Origin of the sequence: Yinghuangia seranimata (assembly GCF_029953285.1) — a bacterium.
Taxonomy (GTDB): domain Bacteria; phylum Actinomycetota; class Actinomycetes; order Streptomycetales; family Streptomycetaceae; genus Yinghuangia; species Yinghuangia seranimata.
Window position 1 is genome coordinate 64,349 of record NZ_JASAOI010000007.1, and the last position, 16,103, is coordinate 80,451.

At 73.2% G+C, this 16,103-nt stretch carries 17 protein-coding genes; 14 read left to right on the forward strand and 3 right to left on the reverse strand.

Annotated elements, in window-relative coordinates:
• The first annotated feature begins 52 nt into the window (after positions 1-52).
• The 7 genes from QI554_RS04635 to QI554_RS04665 all read left to right on the forward strand — a co-directional run bounded on the left by QI554_RS04635 (position 53) and on the right by QI554_RS04665 (position 7,145).
• Positions 53-1,258 (forward strand): MFS transporter, encoded by a 1,206-nt coding sequence (locus QI554_RS04635; protein ID WP_281466113.1) that lies wholly within the window; start codon positions 53-55, stop codon positions 1,256-1,258.
• A complete protein-coding gene (locus QI554_RS04640; protein WP_281466117.1) occupies positions 1,255-2,550 on the forward strand; it encodes a GNAT family N-acetyltransferase in 1,296 nt (431 codons plus the stop codon). The genes QI554_RS04635 and QI554_RS04640 overlap by 4 nt, the downstream gene beginning before the upstream one ends.
• Before the next feature lie 123 nt (positions 2,551-2,673).
• A complete protein-coding gene (locus QI554_RS04645) occupies positions 2,674-3,462 on the forward strand; it encodes an SDR family oxidoreductase (protein ID WP_281466118.1) in 789 nt (262 codons plus the stop codon).
• Positions 3,463-3,755: 293 nt separating this feature from the next.
• Entirely contained in the window at positions 3,756-4,553 is a 798-nt protein-coding gene (locus tag QI554_RS04650) for a methyltransferase domain-containing protein (RefSeq protein ID WP_281466120.1), read from the forward strand.
• A 210-nt stretch (positions 4,554-4,763) separates the two neighbouring features.
• Positions 4,764-5,573 (forward strand): SDR family NAD(P)-dependent oxidoreductase, encoded by an 810-nt coding sequence (locus tag QI554_RS04655; protein ID WP_281466123.1) that lies wholly within the window; start codon positions 4,764-4,766, stop codon positions 5,571-5,573.
• Positions 5,574-5,644: 71 nt separating this feature from the next.
• Complete coding sequence (locus QI554_RS04660) at positions 5,645-6,562, forward strand: universal stress protein (protein WP_281466125.1); 918 nt, start codon at positions 5,645-5,647, stop codon at positions 6,560-6,562.
• A gap of 52 nt (positions 6,563-6,614) precedes the next feature.
• Complete coding sequence (locus QI554_RS04665; RefSeq protein WP_281466127.1) at positions 6,615-7,145, forward strand: hypothetical protein; 531 nt, start codon at positions 6,615-6,617, stop codon at positions 7,143-7,145.
• A gap of 57 nt (positions 7,146-7,202) precedes the next feature.
• Here the strand turns inward: QI554_RS04665 and QI554_RS04670 are convergent, their stop codons facing one another.
• On the reverse strand, positions 7,203-7,586 hold the full coding sequence (locus tag QI554_RS04670) for a nuclear transport factor 2-like protein (RefSeq protein ID WP_281466129.1): 384 nt from the start codon (positions 7,584-7,586) through the stop codon (positions 7,203-7,205).
• Positions 7,583-8,230, reverse strand: coding sequence for a MarR family winged helix-turn-helix transcriptional regulator (locus QI554_RS04675; protein WP_281466131.1), 648 nt, complete (start codon positions 8,228-8,230; stop codon positions 7,583-7,585). Before QI554_RS04675 ends, QI554_RS04670 begins: the two co-directional genes overlap by 4 nt.
• 138 nt (positions 8,231-8,368) lie before the next feature.
• Here QI554_RS04675 and QI554_RS04680 point away from each other — a divergent pair, with 138 nt between their 5' ends.
• The 7 genes from QI554_RS04680 to QI554_RS04710 all read left to right on the forward strand — a co-directional run bounded on the left by QI554_RS04680 (position 8,369) and on the right by QI554_RS04710 (position 14,235).
• The gene (locus QI554_RS04680) at positions 8,369-9,571 is read left to right on the forward strand and encodes a 4-hydroxybenzoate 3-monooxygenase (RefSeq protein ID WP_281466430.1); all 1,203 of its coding nucleotides are present in this window, start codon (positions 8,369-8,371) and stop codon (positions 9,569-9,571) included.
• 96 nt (positions 9,572-9,667) lie between these two features.
• Positions 9,668-11,356 (forward strand): methyltransferase, encoded by a 1,689-nt coding sequence (locus QI554_RS04685; RefSeq protein ID WP_281466133.1) that lies wholly within the window; start codon positions 9,668-9,670, stop codon positions 11,354-11,356.
• A 203-nt stretch (positions 11,357-11,559) separates the two neighbouring features.
• A complete protein-coding gene (locus tag QI554_RS04690) occupies positions 11,560-11,709 on the forward strand; it encodes a hypothetical protein (protein ID WP_281466136.1) in 150 nt (49 codons plus the stop codon).
• Positions 11,710-11,815: 106 nt separating this feature from the next.
• Positions 11,816-12,427, forward strand: a complete 612-nt coding sequence (locus tag QI554_RS04695; protein ID WP_281466138.1) for a DoxX family membrane protein — start codon at positions 11,816-11,818, stop codon at positions 12,425-12,427.
• 88 nt (positions 12,428-12,515) lie between these two features.
• A complete protein-coding gene (locus QI554_RS04700; protein WP_281466140.1) occupies positions 12,516-12,995 on the forward strand; it encodes a hypothetical protein in 480 nt (159 codons plus the stop codon).
• Positions 12,996-13,156: 161 nt separating this feature from the next.
• The gene (locus QI554_RS04705) at positions 13,157-13,702 is read left to right on the forward strand and encodes a CBS domain-containing protein (protein WP_281466141.1); all 546 of its coding nucleotides are present in this window, start codon (positions 13,157-13,159) and stop codon (positions 13,700-13,702) included.
• A 95-nt stretch (positions 13,703-13,797) separates the two neighbouring features.
• Entirely contained in the window at positions 13,798-14,235 is a 438-nt protein-coding gene (locus tag QI554_RS04710) for a pyridoxamine 5'-phosphate oxidase family protein (protein WP_281466143.1), read from the forward strand.
• A 66-nt stretch (positions 14,236-14,301) separates the two neighbouring features.
• Here QI554_RS04710 and QI554_RS04715 read toward each other — a convergent pair whose 3' ends face one another.
• The gene (locus QI554_RS04715; protein WP_281466145.1) at positions 14,302-16,053 is read right to left on the reverse strand and encodes a sensor histidine kinase; all 1,752 of its coding nucleotides are present in this window, start codon (positions 16,051-16,053) and stop codon (positions 14,302-14,304) included.
• Positions 16,054-16,103: the final 50 nt, after the last annotated feature.

Sequence of the window (16,103 nt, forward strand, 5' to 3'; positions counted from 1 at the left end):
CGTCGTCGGCGGTCGGCCGAGTCGGCGCCACGATCACGAAGAAGGGCCTGCCATGTCCGCTGCGCCGTATCGACAGGTGCTGGCCGTCCCCGGTGCGGGCACGTTGCTGCTGCTCACCCTTGCCGTCAGGATCCCGGTCACCGCGGGCGGCGTCACCGTGCTTCTGCACGTGGTCGACAGCCTCCACCGCGGGTACTTCGACGCGGGCCTCGTCGGCACCGCCGCGGCCGTCGGCACGGCCGTCGGCGCCCCGCAGGCGGGCCGGTTCATCGACCGGCTCGGGCTCCGTCCGGTGGTCGCGGCGACCACCGCGGTCGGATTCCTGACCTGGACGGCAGCGCCGTTCCTCCCCTATCCCCTGCTCCTGCTCGGCGCCCTGGTCAGCGGCCTGTTCAGTCCGCCCGTCTTCGCGGTCCGCCAATGCCTCGCCGCGGTCATGCCGAGCGACCTCCGCCACACGGCCTTCACCCTCGACACCATGGGCGTCGAACTCTCCTTCATGATCGGCCCGACACTCGCCGTCGCCGCGGCCACCGCGCTCGGCACCACCGCCACCATGATCGGGATCGGCGCCGCCCTCGGCGCCTCCGGAATCGCGCTCATCCGGCTCAACCCCACGACCCGCACGGCACAATCCGGCGATGCGGCGGCGCACGTGCCGCGCCGCCAATGGCTCACCGCCCGCCTGGTCGCCCTGTACATCGCGACCTGCGGCACGTCGTTCGTCGCGAACGGAGTGGGGCTGGGACAGATCGCGGTCCTCAAGGAGCAGGACGCCCAGCTGTGGATCGGCCTGGTCGGCACCGCGTGGTGCCTCTACTCCGTGACCGGTGGATTCATCTACGGCAGCCTGCCCAAGGACCGCGTCTCCCCGCTGTTGCTGATCGGGCTGTTCAGCGCGCTGACGATCCCGCTGGCACTGCTCCCCACGCCGTGGCCCTGGCTCATCCTCGCGCTGCTCCCGACCGGCCTGCTCTGCACACCCGCATTCGCCTCGATCGTCGACGCGGTCAGCGCACTCGCCCCCCAGGCCTCGCGCGGCGAGGCCATGGGCCTGCAGATGAGCGCCTTCACCCTCGGCGGGGCCGCCTCCGGCCCGGTCCTCGGCTCGACCATCGACCACCACGGCCCCGGCTGGGCGTTCGCCGCCACCGGTGCCATCGGCCTCGCCCTCGTCCTCCCGCTGGCCCTGCACACCTACCGCAACGTCAACGGCCCCGCCACATCACAGCCCTCCTTCCAAGAAAGCCGACCATGACGTCACGACCGAGCCGACACGTCGCCTGCAACCGCCCGAACCCGCCCGCCTCCGCCTCTTCCGGCATCACCGTGCGTTCCGCCGAGTCGGACTCATGGGACGCGTGGGACGCGGTCATCCAACACGCCTTCGGTGAGGGCTGGTCCCCCGAATCGCGCGCCGCCTGGGACTCCCTGCGGGAGCCGGACCGTTGCCTCAGCGCCTATCTCGGCACCGAACTCGTCGGCACCGCCGGCGCCTACTCGTTCTCGATGACCGTGCCCGGCGGTGCCGCGCAGCCGGTGGCCGGGGTGACCGCCGTCGCGGTCGCACCGACCGCCCGCCGACGCGGCGTCATGCGCGCAATGATGCGCCACCAACTGCACGAACTCCACGAGCACGGACGCGAGCCACTCGCCGCACTGACCGCCTCCCAGCCGCAGATCTACGGCCGCTTCGGGTACGGCCTGGCCACCTGGCGCATGCAACTGCGCGCCCGCACCGGCCCCGGCGCCCTGCCGGCGGCGCCGGCGGCCGCCGCGGACGTGCGCATGCGGCTCGCCGACCCGGCCGAGGCCTTGCCCGCGTGCCGCACGGTGTACGACGAACTCCTGCCCAGCCGACCGGGGTTGATGGCCCGCAACGACCTGTGGGCGCAGCGGCAGCTGCACGACCCGCCCGCCGAGCGCGGCGGCGCGTCGCCGCTGCGCTGCGTCCTGGCCGAGGCCGACGGCCAGGTGCGCGGATACGCCTACTACGCGACGAAGCCCGAATGGGGCCAGGAGGGCCCGCACGGCCGAACCGTCGTCCGCGAGGTCCACGCGCTCGACCCGGTCACCCGACTCGCCCTGTGGCGCTACCTGTTCGACCTCGACCTGATGTCGCATCTGGAGGTCAACGGGCTTGCGCCCGACGACCCGCTGCTGCACCAACTCACCGACGTACGCGCAGCCAAGCCGTCCTTCATGGACGGGATGTACCTGCGCCTGGTCGACGCGGGCCGCGCGCTGGCCGCGCGCACCTACGCGGTGCCGGTCGACCTGGTGCTCGATGTCCATGACGCCTTCTGCCCGTGGAACACCGGCCGTTGGCGACTCACCGGCGACGAGCACGGAGCGCGCTGCGAACGCACCACCGCCGCCGCCGATGTGGCGCTGGGGGCAACGGAGTTGGGTTCGCTGTACCTCGGCGGCATGTCCGCGGCCTCCCTCGAAGGCGCAGCCCGGGTCATCGGCCTCAGACCTGGAGCGGTGGCCCGACTGGGCACCGCGTTCGCGCACGAGCCGCTGCCGCTGATGGCGTTCGGTTTCTGATGGTCTGCACGTCGACGGGCGGACCGAGACAGTGCGTTCGAGCGGGCAATGCTCGCGACTCGTGGATCCGCTGGAGGAATGTCAGTTGCCAAGCCCGCACCGCAGGTCGAACGATGACACCTTGTGACGACCTCAGGAGAGCAGTCCCTGCCCGGTGCCGCCAGGCCGGTTGCACTGGTGACCGGAGTCGGCCGCTCCGTCGGGATCGGTGCGGGCATCGCCCGCCGACTGGCCCAGGCAGGCTGGAACATCGCCTTCACGTACTGGACGCCATATGACGCGCGGATGGCCTGGGGCGTCGAGCCCGATGCGGCGGACACGGTCGCCAAGACCCTGGCGGAACGAGGCGCCGAGACGGCGGCCGTGGAGGCGGATCTCGCCGACCCGGGCACTCCGGAGCGGGTCTTCGACGAGGTCGAGCGCCGTCTCGGGGGCGTCACCGCGCTGGTGATGTGCCACTGCGAGTCGGTCGACTCCGGCTTGCTCGACACGACCCTGGAGAGCTTCGACCGCCACTTCGCGGTGAACGCACGCGCCACGTGGTTGCTGATCCGCGAGTACGGCCGACGCTTCCAAGGGGATCGGGGAGCCGGACGCGTCATCGGCCTCACCAGTGACCACACCGTCGGCAACCTGCCCTACGGGGCCAGTAAGGGCGCGCTGGACCGCATCACGCTCGCGGCCGCCCACGAACTCGCCCACCTCGGGATCACCGCCAACGTGATCAACCCGGGGCCGGTGGACACCGGGTGGATGTCCGACGAGATCCGCGACCACGTACTGCGACAGACGCCGCTGGGACGGCTGGGCAGTCCGCAGGACACCGCTCACCTCGTGGAGTTCCTGTGCTCCCCGCAGGGGCAGTGGGTCAACGGACAACTGTTGAAGAGCAACGGCGGGTTGGCTGACTGACCGTCGGCCTTGAGCGGCGGTCCGCGGCGCGCGTGGGCGGAAGCCGGCCACGGGTACACGTCGAGGACGCCGGCATCCGAGGCCGCCAGGACGCCGGTGACCGACAGCGGCAACTCTCGAACCCTTCGGACATCGCGAATCTATGGCGGTCGTCACATCGAGAGAACAAACGCTTCGCCGACAGGTCCTCTGTGGAAGGATCACTGCGTAGCGACTGGCGGCCCGGCATGGAACCGACCATGAGGGAGCGGTCTGCGGGAGTCGGCCGCCTGGGCGCCCGCTGAGGAGCTGTCGTGAACGACTTCTCGGATGTGGACCGCAGCGGGCGCGCCGCGGAACTGGTCGAGCACCTCGATCACGTGGATCGAGCCCTGCGCGCGCCCGGCGGCCCCAAGGAGCGGCTGCGGGCACACCTGGCCCTCGCGCCGGGCAGCCGGGTCCTGGACCTGGGGTGCGGCGCCGGACACGAGCTGGTGCAGTTGGAGCGCGACGGACTGTGCGCGTTCGGCGTGGACGCCAGCGCGACCATGCTGGCCGCGAGTCGGGCCCGTCTGGCGGGCCTGGGACATCCGGCGAGGCTGGTGCGCGCCGACGCCCAGCACCTGCCTTTCGCAGACCGGCAGTTCGACGGCTGCCGCATCGAACGCGTGCTGCAGCACGTCGCCAGCCCGGCGGCCGTGCTGGCCGGGGCTCACCGGGTGCTGCGCCCCGGCGGGCTCATCGCAGTGCTGGAGCCGGACTGGGCGTCGCTCACCCTCGTCTCCCAGGACGCGGAGGCGGCACGGGCCGTCGCCGACGAGGCGGGCGGGCACATCCCCCACCGGGACATCGGGAGGCACCTGCGCAGGCTGCTGGCCGACGCGGGCTTCGTCGACGTGCGCGTCGACGTCGAGCTCATGGTGTACGGCTCCGTCGAGGACCTGTCCCGCATGGTGTCGTTGGAACACGTCGTGGATCGCGCGTGCGCGGCCGGCCGGATCGAGCACTCCCGCGGCGTTGCGCTCCTGCGTGAGCAGCGTTCGCTCTCGAAGTCGGGGGCCTTCCACGCCACGATCCACCGCTCGGTTCTCGCGTGGGCCCGCCGCCCCTGAGCCTGCCAAGATCAAGGTCCCGTCCATCGTCGTCAACGCCGACGCCGACGCCGGCGTCTACCCGGGCGACGCGGACGGCATCTTCGACGGCGTCGCCGGCGACGACAAGCAGCGCCTCGACCTCGCCGGCGACCGGTTCCCGGCGGCCCGGTAGCCGCGCCGACGGCCCAGGCGTGTAGTGGGTGCGACCCCCCTGGGTAGCGGCCGTGCATGAGTGATGCGAAGGCGTCGGCGCCTGGGCTGGTGCTGGTTACCGGGGCGTCCAGCGGGATCGGGTTGGAGCTGGCGGCCGAGTTCGCCGCGCGGGACTGGGACCTCGTGGTGTGCGCCGAGGACGCGGAGATCGAGCGGGCCGCGGAACAGCTGGCCGCGCTGGGCGGCGGGCGGGTCACGGCGGTGCGGCAGGACCTGCGCGGTTACGACGGCGTCGAACGGCTCTGGGCCGCCGCCTGTGAGGACGGCCGGTCGCCGACGGTCGCGGTGTTGAACGCCGGGGTGGGCCGCGGCGGGCCGTTCGTCGAGAACGACCTGCGGGACGAACTCGACGTCATCGCGCTCAACTGCGCCTCCACCGTGCACCTCGCCAAGCGGGTGCTCGCCGAGATGAAGCGCCGAGGCGAGGGAAAGGTGCTGGTCACCTCCTCCGCCACCGCGACCATGCCTGGCGCGTTCGAAGCCGTTTACACCGCCTCGACGTCGTTCGTGCAGTCGTTCGCGCTCGCGGTCCGCAACGAGCTCAAGGGCACCGGGGTCACCGTCACCTTGCTGATGCCCGGCGCGACCGACACGGAGTTCTTCGAGCGCGCCGACATGCTCGACACGCCCGTCGGCCACGGGCGGAAAGACGATCCCGCCGAAGTCGCCCGGCAGGGCTACGAGGCGCTCATGGACGGCATGGAGCGGGTCGTCGCCGGATCGCTGAGAGTGAAGGCGCAGTCCGCCGCCGCGTCCGTGCTTCCGGACAGCGTCAAGGCGCACATGCACCGGCGGCTGGCCGAGCCGGACTCGGACAAGGGCTGAGACCGATCGGCGCCGTACAGCGTGCCTACGCTGGGGAGAGGACGACGCGAAGCCGCTCCAGGGAGTGCGCCATGACCTCTGGAACCGCCGCCGCGGCCGGGCAGGTGGTCTGCGGGGTGGACGGGTCGGACGCGGCCCGGCACGCCGTCGACTGGGCCGCTGACGAGGCGGCGCTGCGCGCGACGGGGCTGGAGCTGCTGCACGCGTGGGAGCCCAAGGCGTTCCAGCGCCACGACTGGTACGGGGAGCTCCTGCACGACGCCGGGGTCGAGGCGCTCCAGCACTACGCGGAGCGGGCCCGCACCCGGCGGCCCGGGCTCACCGTCACCACGGACATCGTCCACGACAAGGCCGCCGCGGTCCTGGAGGAGGCGTCCACCCGGGCCGGGCTGCTGGTGGTCGGACGCCGCGGGCTCGGCGGTTTCACGGGCCTGCTGCTCGGTTCGGTGAGCCGCAAGATGGCCGGCCGCAGCCACTGCCCGCTGCTGGTCGCGCCCATGGACGAGACCGGCGAGCCCGGGGTGCCGACGGGCGGCGGCTTGGAGGGCCGCATCCTGGTCGGCGTCGCGGACGCCACATGTACGCCGGCGCTGCACGCGGCGTTCGAGGAGGCCGAGCTGCGGCACGCTCCGTTGCACGCCGTCCACGCGTGGTCGCTGCCGCCGGTTCCGTCGTTCGGCATGCAGAGCCTGCCGGTGCCGGCCGACGATAAGGCCTTCACGGCCGCCCAGCGCGACGCGGAGTCGATGCTGAGCCTGGCCGTGGCCCCGTTCCGCGCCGAGTTCCCGGGCGTCGAGGTGACCGCGGAGGTCGTCCACCGGCCGCCGGTCGGGGCGATCGTCGACCTGTCCGACGGGGCCCGGCTCACCGTCGTCGCCACGCACGCTCGCCGCCACGACATCGGCCGCACGATCGGGGACGTCACGTACTCCGCGCTGCACCACGCCCGTTCGGCGGTGCTGATGGTGCCGAGCGGCCCGCGCGCCTGACCGCCGAAGGCCGGATGCGGTTCACCCGGCGGCGGGCGGGTAGCCGCTGCGCATGTATGCAGACGAGTCAGCCGTACGAGGAAGTCCCGCGCTCCGTAAGCCGATCCACCGCAACACCGGCCTCCGTGCCGCGCGCTGGGCCGCCCTGCCGGTGGCCGCGGCGCTCGCGCTGGGCCTGTCCGCGTGCGGGGAGGACGGCAACGGGCGGACGCCGGCCGACAAGGCCGCGTCGGCGGCCTCGCAGGCCGCCACGTCCGTGCGGAACGCGCTGGACGACGTCGGCCACAAGTTCGACGCGATCAAGCACGGCACCGCGGTCCCACGCGACGTCACCGTCGAGTCGACGTCGCATGACGCGGACGGACGCGCCACCGCGTCGCTGTCGGTGACGAACACCACCGACAAGCAGGCCGACTTCCTGATCCAGGTCGACTTCCACAACTCCTCCGGCGACCTCGTCGACGCCGTGGTCGTCACGGTCAACGACGCGGCCCCGGGCTCCAAGGTGAGCGCGACGGCGCGCAGCCACGTCGACATCAAGGGCGACACGACGGCGAAGGTGCCCCGGGCGCTGCGGTACTGACCGACCGATGCGGCTCGGCGAATCCGGAGGTGCCGGGTCCGATGCTCTGAACGGCCGTCAGGACACCAGTCCCGCCGCCCGCATCACGGCGTGCCACGGCGTCGCGTCGAAGATCAGCCGGATCCCGCTGATCCGGCCGCCCGTGAGCCGGAAGTGCTCGGCCGTGCGCTGGACGCCGACCGCGGGCAGGGTCGTGCGCACGTCGTATACGAGTGTCGCTTCGGCCTCCCCGTACAGCTCGCTGACCAGGTCGACGCCCTCGACGGTGCCGAGGAACATGCCGAGTCCGGCGAGGTGTTCGGACGCGCTGTCCGACGCGATCAGCGGGCTCGCGAAGCGGAACGGCTCGGCGAGCGTGGCCGCGGCGGCGGGGACGTCGCCGCGGAACCGGGCCTCGTGGTACGCGCGGACGGTGGCGCGGGTCGTTGCCGTGCTGGTCATGCGGTGTCGGTCCCTTCGGGGGCGGCGGACAGGTAGGCCTCGAGGCGCTGCTGGTTCCGGACGAGCCGCAGGCACAGGTGGCGCAGCTGGTCGAGTTCGGCGTCGGTGAAGCCGTGGAACACGGCCGCCATGGCGCGCTGGGTGGGCGCGCGGAAGTCGTCCAGCCACGCGACGCCCGCAGGGGTGATGCGGGCGAGGACGGAGCGGCGGTCGTCGGGGGCGGGGTCGCGCCGTACCAGGCCGTCGCGTTCGAGCGTGTCGACGAGCCCGGTGGCGTTGCGCGGCGTCATCCCGGCGGCACGCGCCAGGTCCCCGAGGCTCGCGCCGGGCTCGCCGGCGGAGTGCAGTCGGACGAGGACGTCCAGCGCCCCCGCGCTGAGCCCGCGACCGCCCGCGCCCTGCCCGCGCAGCCGCTCGACGGCCCGCTGCGCGCTCCGCGCGGCGGCCGCCGCCTCGAGTCGGAGCGTGTCGCCGTCTGCGGCGAACAGGCCCATGGCGGAACGGACTTGCGGGTCGTAGAGCAGCCCGTCGGCGTCTTCGGCGAGCTCGCCGTCATTATTTACGTACTTCACAATGAAGATCTTCAGGGATAGGCGGTACACCGTCAACCGCCGACGCCCGTCGACACCACGAACAGCTGGCATCGCGCTGTCTATGGCAACTATTCACTCAGCTATGGGTGCATTCAGGTGATTCTTGCCATTCGAGGCCGATGCAGGTGGTTACGATCCACCGCTGTGACACAACGTCAGAATGCTCCGGCGGCCCACGACGCGGCCGATGTGGTGATCCTCGGAGCCGGGCCGGCCGGGCTGGTACTCGGGAACGTCCTGGTCGACAACGGGATCGACTGCGTGATCCTGGAACGGGCCGACCGCGCACACGTCCAGACCCGGGCGCGCGCCGGGTTCCTCGCCGCGAACACCGTGCGGGTCCTCGAGCGCCACGGGCTGGCCGACGGCCTGCGCCGGCACGGCCACGAGCACAGCGTGTGCGAGTTCCGCACCGAGGACGGCCGGTTCCGGCTGGACTACAGCGGCCTCGGCACGGGCGAGCCGCACACCGTCTACCCGCAGCAGCACCTGGTCACGGACCTGCTCGCGCACTACCTCGACGCCGGCGGGCGGATCCGGTTCGGGACCGAGGCGGTCGCCGTACACGACGCGGACACCCCGCGTCCCTCGGTCCTGGCACGCGAGCCGGACGGCCGCCCGGTCACATGGCAGGCCCGGTACGTCGCGGGCTGCGACGGCCGGCACGGCGCCGCGCGGCGCTCGCTGCCGCCCGGCGCCGCGCACCGCCACCACCGCGACCACGGCGTCACCTGGCTGGGCCTGCTGGCCGAGGCGCCGCCGAGTCTCGACGCCGTGGGCTACGCGCTGCACGACCGCGGATTCGCCGGGCACATGGCCCGCACCTCCGAGACCACGCGCTACTACCTGCAGTGCGGACCCGGCACGACGGCCGACCCGAGCCCCGGCGAGAGCCCGGCCACCGGCCCCGCAGCGTGGCCCGACGAGCGGATCTGGGACGAGCTCGCCTTGCGCATGCGCGCGGCCGATTACGGCCCCCTCCGGCGCGGCCGCATCCTCCAGCGCACCGTCGTCGACCTGGAGTCCGACGTCCTCGAACCGCTGCGCCACGGCGCGCTGTTCCTCGTCGGCGACGCCGCAAGCCTGATCAGTCCTTCCGCCGCGAAGGGCGCGAACCTCGCGGTGCTGGAGGCGGAGATCCTCGCCCACGCCCTGATCGAGGACGTCAAGAACGCCGACTCCGCCGCGCTCGACGGCTACTCGGCGCGCTGCCTCGCGTACATCTGGCGCGCGCAGGAGTTCTCGCACTGGATGATCCGGCTGCTGCACGCCGCGCCGGGCTCCGACGACGCGGCGCTGTTCGAGAACCGGCTGCGCCGCGCGCGCATGGACGCGCTGCGCACGTCGCGGACCCGGCAGGACTGGTTCGCCGAGAACTACGTCGGCGTCTGACGCCGCGCTCCCCGCCCGGACCCGGGCCCTTGCCAGCACCGAAATCCAGCACCGAAATCCAGCACCGAACTGCACTGCACCGAGGATCACTTCGCGATGACGACGCTGCGGACGACGCACGCCCTTGACGACACGGCCCGGCTCAGCGCGGCCGTGGACGTCGTCAGACACCAGGACACCACCACGCTGCTCTCGCTCCTGCTGCCCGGCCTCGACGGCCTGGAGCTGCGGGCGCTGGTGGACCGCTGCCGCTTCGCGCACGCCGGGCTGCTGGTCTTCCCGCCGGACCTGGCGGCCCTGCGCGCCGAACTGGCGGCGCACGGCCTGGCCGCCCACGCCGAGCCGCAGCCGAGCGTCGTCGTCCGGGAGCGGCTGGCCGTACGCCACCGGCGCGACGTCGCGGACCTCGACGTGGGGATCCTGCGTCCCGCGGTCCACGGCCCCGACGGGGAACAGCGCGCGGTGGAGCTGTTCGTGCTCGCCGTCCCGCCGGGTTCGGAACTGGCGGAGATCGCCGCCTACGAGCGGGACCGGAACCACGAGGCGCACCTGGCCTTCGAGGTCGAGCGGCCGGATCCGCTGGTGCTGCGCGGCCTGGCGTCGATCTTCGCCCGGCACGGCGCGACCGCGGACGGCGGCGGGTACAACCCGCACGAGGACGGCACGGTCTTCTACTTCGCGGCCCCCTCCGACGCGACGGCCGGGTACCGGCGGCTGGAACTGTACGCGCGCGGCGACCACCGGCAGGTCCTCGCCGAGCACCTCGGGGACGACCGGGTCGCGCAGCCCGCCGAGGCGCTCCTGCGCCTGATGACCGGCGCGTGGACGACGCAGGCCCTGGCGACGTGTGCGCAGCTGCGGCTGCCCGAGGCCATGGACACCGGCGCCGGCGTCGCGGTCGAGGCGCTCGCGCGGGCGGTCGACGCCGAGCCGGAGAGCCTCGCGACGCTGCTGCGCTATCTCGTCATGCTGGGCGTCGCGGTGGAGGAGGGCGACGGTTTCCGGCTCACCGGGCTCGGCACGCTGCTGCGCGCGGACGAACCCGGCTCTATGCGGCCGCTGGCGCTGATGTACGGCGGCCCGTTCTACCAGTCGTTCGCGCTCCTGGCGCACGCCGTGCGGACCGGCCGCACCGGCTTCGAGCAGCTCTACGGCGAGAACCACTTCGACTACTTCGCGCGGCACGCCGAACTGGCCGACCGGTTCGACCGGTCCATGGCCGCGAGTGCGCGCATGTTCGAACCGCTCCCGGCGCACCCGGTGTTCGCGTCCGCGGGCGCCTCCGGCCCCAGGACGGTCGTCGACATCGCGGGCGGCACCGGGGAACTGCTCCGGCTGCTCCTGGCCGCGCACCCCGGCCTGCGCGGCGTCCTCCTCGAACGCCCGCACGTCGTCGAGGCGGCCCGCCGGGCGCTGGGCGCGAGCGACGTCGGCGGACGATGCACGTTCCGGACGGGCGACTTCGCCGACGTCCCGGCCCACGGGGACGTCTACGTGCTGTCCCGCGTGCTGCACGACTGGGACGACGACCGCTGCGTGGAGATCCTGCGGCACTGCGCCCGCGCCATGCCCGCGCACGCCGACCTGCTCATCGTCGAACGCCTGCTGCCGACCGACGGATCCCCGTCCCTGGCGACCGCGTGGGACCTGCACATGATGTGCAACGTCGGCGGCCGCGAACGCCGCGCCGACCACTACGCCCGGCTTCTCGACGCCGCCGGGCTCCGGCTCGTCGGCTGCGCGCCACTGCCGTTGGGCGCGAGCGTGCTGCACGCCCGCGCCTGAAGGACGATCCACACGCCTGCCCCACCCCGCCAACCGCAGGGCGGGGCAGGCGTTTTGGCGTGCCCGCAAAACCACCAACCGGCCGTTCGACCCGGTGGCTCGGGCCGCCCTCCCCTGGGGAGCACCCCCGGCCGCGCGGGAACCTCATGGTGCGGAAAGGCGGGCGGCTCACCCGACTACCGCCGCACGAAAGGGGATTCGCCGTGTTCGTCCTCGGAACCTACTTCTGGACCGTGCTCGGCACCGTCATCGCCTCCGCGGCTCTGGTCGCCGCGCTGGCCGCGGCCGCGCTCGGCGGCCGGCCCCACTTCCACCACCACCTGCACCACCGGCACGGGCTGCACCGCCGCTGACCAGGGAACCGCCGATCCATGCGCCACGAGCACCGCCGCACCAAGCAGCCGACCACCAGAGCCGCCGGACACACCGTCCGGCGGCCGCGCCCGAGGGGGAACCACCATGGCCACACCGCACGCGCCCCGCCTGACCGGACGCCTGCACCTGCACCGCCGCACCGGCGGGGCCTCCGCCGGGACGGCCGTCCTGACCGCGGCCTCCGCCCGCGAGATCGCCGTCGCCGGACTCCGCGTCGTCCTCGGGTTCGTGTTCCTGTGGGCGTTCCTCGACAAGACCTTCGGGCTCGGCTACGCCACCCGCTCCGGCAAGGGCTGGATCGACGGCGGCTCGCCGACCAAGGGCTTCCTGTCCCACGTCGACGCCGGGCCGATGGCCGGGACGCTGCGCGGCTGGGCCGGCGAGACCTGGGCCGACTGGCTGTTCATGGCCGGCCTGCTGGGCATCGGCCTCGCGCTGATCCTCGGCATCGGCATGCGGATCGCCGCCGCGTCCGGCACCGCGATGATGGCCCTGATGTGGATCGCCGAATGGCCGCCCGCCAAACACGTCGAAAGCGGCGCCGCCAGCGGGTCGACGAACCCGTTCGCCGACTACCACGTCGTGTACGCGCTCGCGTTGATCGCCCTCGCCGCCGTCGCCTCCCGCAGCCGTTACGGCCTGGGCGCCCGCTGGGCCGAGCTGCCCGTCGTGCGGCGCAATCCGTGGCTGCGTTGAGCGCACGTACCCCAGGACCGGCGGCGGACTGCCGCCGGTCCCTTTCGTCCAGCCGCTGGGCAGCCGTGTCGTGATGGGAGGAACGCACGTGAGCACCAAGGAAGACGGACGCACGGCCGCGCCGGGCCTGCGGCGCGTGTGGCTGCGGCGGCGCAACCCGCTGCGCACGCGCTCCCAGCGCCTGCACGAGCTGTTCACGGTCCTGGTGCTCCTGACCGTGTTCGCGCTGCCGGCGCTGGGCTTCCTGGTCGGCCGCGCGCACTTCCACGCCGCCGAGAGCCACCGGGCGGCCGTCGAAGGGCGTGCGCACCCGGTCACGACGGTGCTGCGCGACGACGTCCCGACCACCGTCTGGCTCGACGCGGCGGGCAACCCGACCACCGCTCCGCCGTCGCCGGAGGCGGTGTTCTCCGACGCCGCCGGCATGGGCGTCCTGACGGTCCTGGGCGGCGCGGGCGTGCTGCTCGTCCTGTACTCGGTCGAGTACACCGTCTTCATGCGGTCCCGGATGGCCGCCTGGGCCCGTGACTGGCAGCGCACGGCCCCGTTGTGGACGGCTTCGCGGTGACGGACCCGCCCGTTCGGGACCGGGTCGGCAGGTCACGGGCCGTTCGGCCCTGTGGGCCCGTACCCGGGCCGGTGATCCTGGCAGGACAGGCAGTCCCCGGCGGCACCCGGGCACCCGTGCCGACCCCACTCCCCCACTCCGCCGTATCGAGGAGGCGCACCATGGCCGTCAAGACACAGACCCGGCCCACGGTGGGCGCTGTCATGCACAGCCCGCTGGTGACGGTCGGCGCCGCCGACTCGCTGTGGACCGCCGTCGACGTCATGCTGACCACCGGCCTGCGCCACGTCGTGGTGACCCATGGGGACACGGCGCTGGGGGTGCTCGCCGACAAGGAGCTCGCGGCCGTGTGGGCGACGAGCCCGCTCGGCCTCAAGCGGCGCCACGCCGCCGACGTGCTCCCCGCGAAGCCGCCGTTCGTGAGCGCCGACGCCGACGTGGTCGCGGCGGCCTGCCGGATGCGGTCCCAGGGACTGGAGGCCCTGGTCGTCGTGGACGACCGGAGCCGGCCGCTCGGGATCGTGACCGACCACGACCTGCTGGGCGTCCTCGCGGGCCTGTGCGAGGACCTCGAACCCGGTGTCGAACCCGGTGTCGAAACCGCTGTCGAGCCGGGTGTCGAACGCGGTGTCGCGTCGACCGCCGACGCGGCGGCCGACCGCGCGCCGGTGCCGGCCGCCCCGTCCGCTCAAGGAGGGACGCCATGACCACGCCGCACCTCGCCCAGCCCCTGGCGACGCTCGCCACGGACAGGGCCCTTCGGCCCTGTGCGCGAATGTCGCCCACAGATGACACTCGCCTGATGCCAACTGACACGACCCGACCGAACGCGCCCGAGTCGGCGGCGATGCGGGAACTGGACCGCGGGGAAGCCCTGGAACTGCTCGGCCAGGTGCCGGTCGGACGCGTCGTGTACTCGCACGAGGCGCTCCCGGCCGCGCGGCCGGTCAACTTCGTGCTCGTCGGCTCGGACGTCGCCTTCCGGGTGAGCGGCGACTCCGAGCTGGCCGAGGCCGTGGACGGCAACGTCGTCGCCTTCGAGGCCGACCACATCGACGTGCACCGGCGGATCGGCTGGAGCGTCGTGGTCACCGGCCTCGCCGAACTGCTGGAGTCCGGCCCGGCCTACGAGCGGATCGTCGCCGAGGCGCCCGAGCCGTGGGCCCCCGGCGAGTACGACCGCGTGGTCCGCATCCGGACGGAACTCGTCGCGGGACGCCGCATCACGCGCACAGCGTGAACCGCCCGAGGGCGCGGTGAACCACTCGAAAGCGCGCCCCGGTGCCGCCGGGCGGCCGACGGCCGCCTAGCGGGGGTACCGGGCGCGCCACGACAGGACCGTGCCCTTGCCCCCGTCGCGCGGGACGACGTCGAAGTCGCCGTGCAGCTCCGCGGCGCGCGCGGCCAGGTTGGCCAGGCCGCTGCTGCGCTCCCGTTCGGTGGGCATACCCACGCCGTTGTCGGTGACGGTGATGCCCACCTCGGTCGGGGTCGCCTCCAGGGACACCTCGACGCGGGTGGCGTGGGCGTGCCGGGCGACATTGGACAGGGCTTCGCGGATGACGGCGAGGATGTGGTCGCCCATCTCCTCGGGCACCGCCGTGTCCAGCAGCCCTTCCAGGCGCAGGGTCGGGGTGAAGCCGAGTTGTTCGGCGGCGTGGTCGGCGAGTTGCAGGACGCGGCTGCGGAGCCCTGCGGCCTTGCCGCGCTCGCGGGCCTTGAGCGAGAAGATCGTGGAGCGGATGAGCCGGATCGTCTCGTCGAGGTCGTCGACGTTCCGCATGATGAGGTCGACGGCCTCGGGCCGGTCGACCATGCGTGTGACGCCCTGCAGCGACATCCCGGTCGCGAACAGCCGCTGGATGGCCACGTCGTGCAGGTCGCGGGCGATCCGGTCGCGGTCCTGGAACGTGGTCAGCAGTTCGGCCTCGCGGCGGCGTTCGGCGATCTCGAGGGCCAGCGCGGCGTGGCTGGCGAACCCGGTCACCATGGCGACGGTCGCCTCGGGAAACGCCGGGCGCCCGACGTGCGCGATGACCTGGAGCACGCCGCGGACGTGGTCGGAAGTGCCGAGCGGCAGCATGAACGCCGCACCGAGCCCCCGGTAGGCGTCGTTGACCGCGGACTCCTGGACCCGCGGGTCCTCGGACAGGTTGTCGGACACCGCGGTCTCGCCGGACGTGTAGACCTTGCCGGCCAGCGTCGTGCCGCTGCTGAGGACCAGGCCGCGCAGTTCGTCCGCGGCGTCGCCGTCGGCCGCGTCGACGACCAGGTCGTCGGTGCCCGGCACCGAGACCGCGACGGTGACCAGGTCGGCTCCGGCCATCTCCCGCACCGTGCCGGCGAAGGTCCGCAGGACGTCGGACGGGTCGGCGCCGGACAGCAGGCTGCGGGTCAGCTCGGACGCCGCGGTCAGCCACTGCTCGCGCCGCGTCGCCTGGTCGTAGAGCCGCGCGTTGTCGATCGCCACGCCGGCCGCGGCGGCGAGGGTGCGCAGCACCGCCTCGTCGTCCTCGTCGAAGTCCGCGCCGCCGCGCTTCTCGGTCAGGTACAGGTTCCCGAAGACCTCGTCGCGGATCCGGATCGGCACGCCGAGGAACGTGTGCATCGGCGGATGGTTGGCCGGGAAGCCGAACGAGTCGGCGTGCTCGGAGATCTCGTGCAGGCGGATCGGGTGCGGGTCGCGGATGACCAGGCCGAGGATGCCGCGCCCGGCGGGGAACGGGCCGATCTTCGCGATGGTCTCGGACGTCATGCCGACCGGCAGGAAGCGGGCGAGCCGCTCCTCGTCGCCGATCACGCCGAGCGCGCCGTACCGCGCGTCGACCAGCGAGACCGCGGACTCGACGATGCGGCGCAGCACCGTCTCCAGCTCCAGGTCGCTGCCGACCGCCAGGACCGCCTCAAGGAGGGTGTGCACGCGGTCGCGGGTCGCGCGGACGACCCCGATGTGCGCCTGAAGTTCGTCGAGCAGCTCGTCGAGGCGCATGCGCGGGATGGGCGGGCGCTCGGCACCCTTCCGGGCGCGCTTCTTCTGCGGCTCGGCTTCGTCCGGCATTACCTCTCCCCAGGCGACGGAGTCAGCACGCGGCGGCCCCGAGACGTCGT

Bases quoted from the DNA above. Each gene is read 5' to 3' on its own strand.
- QI554_RS04665 (WP_281466127.1), top strand. From the start codon at position 6,615: ATGTATGCAGACGAGTCAGCCGTACGAGGAAGTCCCGCGCTCCGTAAG.
- QI554_RS04705 (WP_281466141.1), top strand. From the start codon at position 13,157: ATGGCCGTCAAGACACAGACCCGGCCCACGGTGGGCGCTGTCATGCAC.
- QI554_RS04655 (WP_281466123.1), top strand. From the start codon at position 4,764: ATGAGTGATGCGAAGGCGTCGGCGCCTGGGCTGGTGCTGGTTACCGGG.
- QI554_RS04635 (WP_281466113.1), top strand. From the start codon at position 53: ATGTCCGCTGCGCCGTATCGACAGGTGCTGGCCGTCCCCGGTGCGGGC.
- QI554_RS04685 (WP_281466133.1), top strand. From the start codon at position 9,668: ATGACGACGCTGCGGACGACGCACGCCCTTGACGACACGGCCCGGCTC.
- QI554_RS04695 (WP_281466138.1), top strand. From the start codon at position 11,816: ATGGCCACACCGCACGCGCCCCGCCTGACCGGACGCCTGCACCTGCAC.
- QI554_RS04710 (WP_281466143.1), top strand. From the start codon at position 13,798: ATGCCAACTGACACGACCCGACCGAACGCGCCCGAGTCGGCGGCGATG.
- QI554_RS04640 (WP_281466117.1), top strand. From the start codon at position 1,255: ATGACGTCACGACCGAGCCGACACGTCGCCTGCAACCGCCCGAACCCG.
- QI554_RS04715 (WP_281466145.1), bottom strand. From the start codon at position 16,053: ATGCCGGACGAAGCCGAGCCGCAGAAGAAGCGCGCCCGGAAGGGTGCC.
- QI554_RS04660 (WP_281466125.1), top strand. From the start codon at position 5,645: ATGACCTCTGGAACCGCCGCCGCGGCCGGGCAGGTGGTCTGCGGGGTG.
- QI554_RS04675 (WP_281466131.1), bottom strand. From the start codon at position 8,230: ATGCCAGCTGTTCGTGGTGTCGACGGGCGTCGGCGGTTGACGGTGTAC.
- QI554_RS04670 (WP_281466129.1), bottom strand. From the start codon at position 7,586: ATGACCAGCACGGCAACGACCCGCGCCACCGTCCGCGCGTACCACGAG.